Source organism: Pseudomonas sp. Ma2-10, assembly GCF_054330215.1.
In genome coordinates this window covers 21666-29023 of sequence record NZ_JBTEYL010000039.1, presented here as the reverse complement: position 1 = coordinate 29023, position 7358 = coordinate 21666, and the positions used below count along the sequence as shown (strand labels likewise).

At 60.9% G+C, this 7358-nt stretch carries 5 protein-coding genes and 3 pseudogenes; 3 read left to right on the top strand and 5 right to left on the bottom strand.

Translation table 11 applies throughout. The features are described from left to right. Nucleotides 1–99 precede the first annotated feature (99 nt). Together ACXPVS_RS26530 and ACXPVS_RS26525 are read right to left on the bottom strand one after the other, a co-directional pair. On the bottom strand, nt 100–954 hold the full coding sequence (locus ACXPVS_RS26530) for a MaoC/PaaZ C-terminal domain-containing protein (RefSeq protein WP_458512542.1): 855 nt from the start codon (nt 952–954) through the stop codon (nt 100–102). A 2-nt stretch (nt 955–956) separates the two neighbouring features. Then, nucleotides 957–2309, bottom strand: a complete 1353-nt coding sequence (locus ACXPVS_RS26525; protein WP_458512541.1) for a 3-oxoacyl-ACP reductase — start codon at nt 2307–2309, stop codon at nt 957–959. A gap of 119 nt (nt 2310–2428) precedes the next feature. Between ACXPVS_RS26525 and ACXPVS_RS26520 the strand changes: the two genes are divergently transcribed. Next, the gene (locus ACXPVS_RS26520) at nt 2429–3706 is read left to right on the top strand and encodes an acetyl-CoA C-acetyltransferase (RefSeq protein WP_458512540.1); all 1278 of its coding nucleotides are present in this window, start codon (nt 2429–2431) and stop codon (nt 3704–3706) included. A 40-nt stretch (nt 3707–3746) separates the two neighbouring features. Here the strand turns inward: ACXPVS_RS26520 and ACXPVS_RS26515 are convergent. Continuing rightward, nucleotides 3747–3878, bottom strand: a pseudogene (locus ACXPVS_RS26515) (bile acid:sodium symporter); the annotation flags it as partial. Here ACXPVS_RS26515 and ACXPVS_RS26510 point away from each other — a divergent pair. Next, a pseudogene (locus ACXPVS_RS26510) lies at nt 3854–4066 on the top strand (helix-turn-helix domain-containing protein); the annotation flags it as partial. The pseudogenes ACXPVS_RS26515 and ACXPVS_RS26510 overlap by 25 nt on opposite strands. A gap of 45 nt (nt 4067–4111) precedes the next feature. Here the strand turns inward: ACXPVS_RS26510 and ACXPVS_RS26505 are convergent. Both ACXPVS_RS26505 and ACXPVS_RS26500 read right to left on the bottom strand, forming a co-directional pair. Beyond that, on the bottom strand, nt 4112–4840 hold the full coding sequence (locus ACXPVS_RS26505) for a methyl-accepting chemotaxis protein (RefSeq protein ID WP_371917828.1): 729 nt from the start codon (nt 4838–4840) through the stop codon (nt 4112–4114). 129 nt (nt 4841–4969) lie between these two features. Further along, nucleotides 4970–6058 (bottom strand): annotated as a pseudogene (locus ACXPVS_RS26500) (cache domain-containing protein); the annotation flags it as partial. A gap of 400 nt (nt 6059–6458) precedes the next feature. On the opposite strand from ACXPVS_RS26500, the gene ACXPVS_RS26495 reads away from it, so the two are divergent. Then, nucleotides 6459–7352 (top strand): PA4780 family RIO1-like protein kinase, encoded by an 894-nt coding sequence (locus tag ACXPVS_RS26495; protein WP_458512539.1) that lies wholly within the window; start codon nt 6459–6461, stop codon nt 7350–7352. The last annotated feature ends 6 nt before the right edge of the window (nt 7353–7358 follow it).

Below are 7358 nucleotides of genomic sequence, written 5' to 3'. Positions count from 1 at the left end.
GGCCTGAGCCCTGTGGGATACAGAACTCAGGCCGCTTAGGCATAGACATGTAAATCGTCCAGCTTTGTGGGGTCAGTTCAGAGCGTGGGAACGATCGGTTCAGGCAATCGGCCGCCAATGCCCGGCCATATGCTCCAGATCCCCTGCACCCACCAACCTTAAATCCCCACGGGCCCCCGCCGCACTGGCCAGTAATGTCACCTCACTGGGCAATCGCACCGGTTTGCGAAATTGCACCGCAATCTCGACATTCGCCGCCGGCAGATGCTCACTTAACGCCGCCAGCGTACGCGCCTTGTTCCACAGCCCATGGGCGATGGCCGTCGGGAAACCGAAGAGTCTGGCGCTGACGGCACTCAGGTGAATCGGGTTGTAGTCGCCGGACACTTTGGCGTACTGCCGCCCTATGTCCGACGGCGCTTTCCAATGGGCCACTTCTGACATTTCCAGCGTCGATGCCAACACTTCTTCGACGGATTCGCCGGCGAGTTTGACCCCGCGGCACAACATCTGGCTTTCAGCTTCCCACAACGCCCCCAGTTGATCGTCGAGTGTCGTCACCAGATCGAACGTCGCGCCTTTTTCATGGGGCTGAAGGTTTTGCACCTGCACGCTGACCCGCACACGATTCACGCCGCCCATAGGGCGAAAGAGGCGAATGCGGTTGCTCAGGTGGATCAACCCCAGCAGCGGAAATGGAAACGCCTTGGCCGTCAGCAATTGCATCTGCAACGCGAACGCCAGGCTGTGTGGATAGGTGGGCGGCAACAAACCGTTGTCGGTAAAACCGCAGACCTTGCGATAGTCCGCCAGGCGCTTCGGATCGACATTGACCCAGCAGCGCAAACCCGAATCGGGCAGGGTGGTGCCGGTGATTTTGCGTCGCGTCGCGGCCCGCACGTACAGTCCCGACAGGCTGGGTTCGCGGTTGAGTATGTGCCAGTCGATGATCATGCCTAAGCCCCCAAAACACTTTGCCCGCACACGCGCAGGGCTTGCCCGGTGAACGCACCAGTACCCGGTTGAGCCAGCCACGCCACTGCTTCGGCGACGTCTTGCGGCAGACCGCCCTGGCCCAGCGAACTCATACGCCGCCCGGCCTCACGCACGCCGAACGGAAGATGTGCTGTCATCTGGGTTTCGATGAAACCGGGTGCTACCGCATTGATGCTGATGCCGCGTTCATTCAGCAACGGCGCCCAGGCCTGGGCCAGACCGATCAGCCCTGCCTTGCTCGCTGCGTAATTGGTTTGCCCGCGATTGCCGGCGATGCCGCTGATGGACGCCAGCAGGATCACCCGGCCGTTGTCGTGCAAGGTGCCGCTGTCGAGCAGTGCCTTGGTCAGCACTTGCGGCGCATTGAGGTTGACCGCCAGCACCGCGTCCCACAATTGCGGAGTCATGTTGGCCAGGGTTTTATCCCGGGTGATGCCGGCGTTATGCACCACGATGTCGATGCCGTCGGGCAGTTGCTCGATCAACTGTGCAGCGGCGTCTTGGGCGCAAATGTCCAGGGTGATGCTGCGCCCGCCGAGGCGTGCGGCGAGGGCGTCGAGGTCAGTCTTGGCCGGTGCTACGTCGAGCAGGATCACTTCGGCCCCATCGCGGGCCAGGGTTTCGGCGATGGAGGCGCCGATGCCGCGTGCCGCGCCGGTGACCAGCGCCTTACGACCCGACAATGGGCGAGTCCAGTCCGTCACCTGCGTGTCGCAGGCGTTCAAGCGAATCACTTGCCCGGAAACGAACGCACTTTTGGGCGAGAGGAAAAACCTCAGCGGACCTTCCAGTTGATCCTCCGCACCTTCGCCGACATAGATCAGTTGCAAGGTGCCGCCGCTGCGCAGCTCCTTGGCCAGCGAACGGCTGAAGCCTTCCAGCGCTCGCTGGGCACTGGCGGCGAACGGGTCGCTCAAGGTCTGCGGCGCGCGCCCCAGAATCACCAGGCGCGCGCTGTGATCGAGGTTTTTGATCAGCGGCTGGAAGAACTCGCGCAGCTGTTTGAGTTGATCGGTCTGCACCAGGTCGCTGGCGTCGAACACCACGGCTTTGAGTTTGGGGCCGTGGCCGGGAATCCACGCGGTGGCCAGTGAAGGCTCGGTGCCGTAGCTGTAAATCGCGTCGGTCAGGCGGTTGGCAAACGTGCAGACTTTCTCCGTCAATGGGCCTCCGCCTATCAACAGCGCCCCTTCAACAGGGCGCAGCCGGCCTGCTTGCCAGCGCTCCAGCCGAACCGGTGAAGGCAGACCCAGGGCGGCGACCAAACGATGGCCGATGGACGAATTGGCGAAGTCGATATAACGGTCAGACATGGAACGCGCTCCAGCAGCTGGGGTTCAAAGTGTGGACCATGAATGGCAATCAGTCGTTCGATCCACGAGATTAGGCCTACGCTTGTGGGTTATGGCCTTCACAGAATAGGAAGCTTTTCATGACTCAGCTGCGCCGCGTTGCGATTATTGGTGGTAACCGTATCCCCTTCGCCCGTTCCAACGGGCCGTACACCACCGCCAGTAATCAGGCGATGCTCACCGCCGCGCTCGAAGGCCTGATCGAACGCTACAACCTGCACGGTTTGCGCATGGGCGAGGTGGCGGCGGGGGCGGTGCTCAAGCACTCCCGGGACATGTGCCTGACCCGCGAATGTGTACTCGGCTCGCGGCTGTCGCCAACCACCCCGGCCTACGACATTCAGCAGGCGTGCGGCACCGGTCTGGAAGCGACGTTGCTGGTGGCGAATAAAATCGCGCGGGGCCAGATTGAATGCGCAATCGCCGGCGGCGTCGACACCACCTCCGACGCGCCGATTGGCGTCAACGAAGGCTTGCGCAAAATCCTCCTGCAAGCCAACCATGCCAAAACCACCGCCGACAAACTGAAAACCTTCCTGCAGCTACGCCCCCGTCACCTGATCCCGGATCTGCCACGCAACGGCGAACCGCGCACGGGTCTGTCGATGGGCGAGCACTGCGAGTTGATGGCCCAGGCCTGGAACATCCCGCGCGACGAACAGGACCAACTGGCGTTGGAAAGTCACCAGAAATTGACCGCGTCCTACACCGAAGGCTGGCACAACGATTTGATGACGCCGTTCCTCGGCCTGACCCGCGACAACAACCTGCGCCCGGACCTGACCCTGGAACAACTCGCCTCACTCAAACCGGTGTTCGAGAACAGCGCCAAGGGCACCCTGACGGCGGGCAACTCGACGCCGCTCACCGATGGCGCATCGCTGGTGCTGCTGGGCAGTGAAGAATGGGCCAAGGAGCGTGGCCTGCCGATCCTTGCCTATTTGCGTGACGGCGAGACGGCGGCGGTGGATTTCGTCAACGGTGCGGAAGGATTGTTGATGGCGCCGGTGTATGCGGTGCCGCGTTTGTTGGCGCGCAATGGCCTGACGTTGCAAGACTTCGATTACTACGAAATCCACGAAGCCTTCGCCGCGCAGGTGCTCTGCACGTTGAAGGCGTGGGAGGATCCGGAATATTGCAAAACCCGCCTCGGCCTCGATGCGCCACTGGGCGCCATTGACCGCAGCCGCCTCAACGTCAAAGGCAGTTCATTGGCGGCGGGGCATCCGTTTGCCGCGACTGGCGCACGCATCGTCGCGAGCCTGGCGAAGTTGCTGGATGCGGCGGGGCAGGGGCGAGGGTTGATCTCGATCTGCGCCGCCGGTGGCCAGGGGGTTACGGCGATTATTGAGCGTTGAGGATCACGGCGCTTTGCTGTTCGGCCAGTTGCCGATTGCGGTTGGCGTAGCGCTTGTTGCGGGCGAAGACCGTGCCCAGGAGTGGCCGAACCAATTGGCCGAGTACCAGTGGCAACAGCAACATGGCGCAGAGGCCGAGCAGGGTTGAGCCCAGATCGATGCCGCCCGCGCCGAGTGCTGGAAGTAACACCGTTGGCCCGGGAGCTGATCAAGAGTTTTTGTTTGCTGCCGGTTGAGTATCCACAGGGCGACAGCGTGACGAATGCCGCGCTGTCTTGCGGGTATGACTCGACGTCGGCGTTTATTGCGGCGTTCAAAAGCCTGTTCGGGTTCACCCCCGGTGAACTATTCAGGCACTGATCGTTCCCGCGCGGAGCGTGGGAACGATCAAGAAGTGGCCTCTGATCAGGTTCTGAACCGACGGACCAACCCGTCCAACTCATTCGACAACCCCGCCAGACTCTGCGAATCCAGCCGCGCCGAGTTCGCCAGTTCCGCCACCAACTGCGCATCACCATGAATCTGGCTGATGTGCCGATTGATGTCCTCAGCCACCTGATGCTGCTCTTCCGCCGCGGTGGCGATCTGGGTATTCATGTCGCGAATCACGTCCACCGATTCCCGAATCAGCCCAAAACTGCTGCGCGCTTCACCGATCCGCGTCACCGATTGCTGGGACACTTCCAGGCTGGCGTGCATTTGCTGGGTTACCTGGCTTGTACGTTTGGCGAGGTTGCCCAGCAAACCGTCGATTTCCGCCGTGGAATCGGCGGTGCGTTTGGCCAGCGCCCGAACTTCATCGGCCACCACCGCAAAACCACGACCCTGTTCACCGGCCCGCGCCGCTTCGATAGCGGCGTTCAACGCCAGCAGGTTGGTCTGTTCGGCAATTGAGCGGATGGTCCCCAGGATTGACTGAATGTCGTTGCTGTCGCGCTCAAGCTGTTGCATCGACTGGGCCGACTGTTCGATTTCCTGGCTCAAACGATCAACGCTGGTCACGGCTGCATCAATCTGCTGCTGACCTTCACGCGCCTGGCGCTGGCCGCTGTCGGCCGATTCGGCCGCCTGGCTGCATGAGCGCGCGACTTCGTTGGCGGTGGCGACCATTTCGTGGAACGCCGTGGAAACCATGTCCACCGCTTCGCGCTGACGTCCGGCGGCTTCGGCCATGTCGCTGGAGACCTGGGTCGAACTCTTGGAGGTGGCGAGGATCTTGGTCGCGGCGCCGCCAATGCTCTGGATCAGGTTGCGAATCGCCGCCAAAAACTGGTTGAACCAGCTGGCCAGTTGCGCGGTTTCGTCGCTGCCACGGATCTGCAGGTTCTTGGTCAGGTCGCCTTCACCTTGGGCGATGCCTTCCAGGCCGCTGGCCACGCTGCGGATCGGCCGCACGATGAGGCTGGCGAAACTGGCGCCGACGATGGCGAAGAGCACGGCCAGTACGGCGGCGATGATCGCGATCAGCCAGGTCAGTTGGGTGGCCGAACTCATCACGTCGGTCTGCTTGATCAGGCCGATAAAGGTCCAGCCCAGTTGCTCCGACGGCCAGACGTTGGCCATGTAGCGTTCGCCGTTCAGCTCGACTTCCACCAGCCCTTTGCCAGCCTTGGCCAGTTGCGCGTAGCCCTCGCCGAGGCTGCTCAGCGCTTTAAAGTTGTGTTCCGGTTGCTTCGGATCGACCAGCACGGTGCCGGTGTTTTCCAGCAGCATCAGGTAGCCGGTTTCACCGAGCTTGATCTGTTTGACGATTTCAGTGAGCTGCTTGAGCGTCACATCGATGCTGACCACGCCGCCATGGGTGCCCAATTTGTTGTCGATGGTGCGCACGGTACTGACGTACGTCGCGTCGTCCTGGGCCCAATAATAGGCCTCAGTGCGAAACGGCTTGCCCGGTTTGGCCTGGGCCGCCTTGTACCACGGGCGCTGGCGCGGGTCGTAATTGTTCAGCTTGGCATCGTCCGGCCAGGACACATAACCGCCCGCCGCAGTGCCGAGGATGGCATAGGCGTAGGACGGGTGACTGTTACCCAGGTCCTGAAGAAGGCCGAAGACCTTCTTGTCCATCTCACCTTGAGGAATGCTCTCGGCGTTGGCGCTCATATATGTCTTGAGGCTGTCGTCGGAGTTCTTGATCAACGGTTGGATCGCCAGGTAATCCACGTTCTGGCTGATGCCGTCAAAGAACAGTTGCATGGCGTTGCTGACCTGACGAATTTCGCGGCCACTGCCGTCGACGAAACTGTCCTTGGCATCACTGCGCAAGTTCAGCACAACCAGGGTAGCGACCAGCACCACCGGCAAGCAGGCGATGATTGCAAACGCCCAGGTCAACTTCTGTTTGATGTTCATCCGCGCTCCAGATTTTTCTTGTAGGCCCACGCAGTGCAAATGACTCGCGGATATTGGCAGAACGATTGTCGGACAAATCACTTTGTCATTGATGACTTCGGCTGGCGGAGCCAGAAATTGAGGCCTGTTGAGAAAAATCCTACGAAGGGTATGAATCGAGATGTCAGCTTCTGTCGCAAATACCCGCTTAGCCCTTCAGCAACAAGTGACGCAGGGTCAGCTATGATCTGTGGCGCCGATGACGATCGGTGATTGTTGACCGATTAATCCGGCACATTGTGTGCTTGTTGACGGTCACAGGAACGTTCATAGGTCGGCAACCCCTCCCCCGAATGAGCGGATTGCCGTATAACGAATGACTTTCGCGTGTTTGGTAATAAAGGACCCACAATAAAAGCTGATGAAGACTCCAAAACGCATTGAACCCCTGATCGAGGACGGTCTGGTCGACGAGGTGCTGCGCCCACTCATGAGTGGTAAAGAAGCAGCTGTTTATGTGGTGCGCTGCGGTAACGAGTTACGTTGCGCGAAGGTCTACAAGGAGGCGAATAAACGCAGTTTCCGTCAGGCGGCCGAGTATCAGGAAGGCCGCAAGGTGCGCAACAGCCGTCAGGCTCGTGCGATGGCCAAGGGCTCCAAGTTTGGCAAGAAAGAAACCGAAGACGCCTGGCAGAATGCCGAAGTGGCGGCGTTGTTCCGTCTGGCCGGTGCTGGCGTTCGGGTTCCTCAGCCTTACGACTTCCTTGAAGGCGTGCTGCTGATGGAACTGGTGGCTGACGAGTACGGTGATGCCGCGCCGCGTCTGAACGACGTGGAGCTGGAACCGGATCAGGCGCGCGAGTATCACGCGTTCCTGATTTCGCAGATCGTGCTGATGTTGTGTACCGGTCTGGTGCACGGTGACCTGTCGGAGTTCAACGTACTGCTGACCCCGACCGGCCCGGTGATCATCGACCTGCCGCAAGCGGTCGACGCGGCGGGCAACAACCACGCGTTCAGCATGCTGGAACGGGATGTGGGCAACATGGCGTCCTACTTCGGGCGGTTTGCGCCGGAGTTGAAAAAGACCAAGTACGCCAAGGAAATGTGGGCCCTGTTCGAAGCCGGCACCTTGCACCCGGCCAGCATTTTGACCGGCGAGTTCGACGAGCCGGAAGAGTTGGCCGATGTTGGCGGGATCATGCGCGAGATCGAGGCGGCACGCCTTGATGAAGAGCGCAAGCAAGCGGTGCGCGCGGCAGATGATGCGCCACCGGGCAAAACCGAAGAACCGCCTCCGCCTTGGATGCAGTGATTGGTT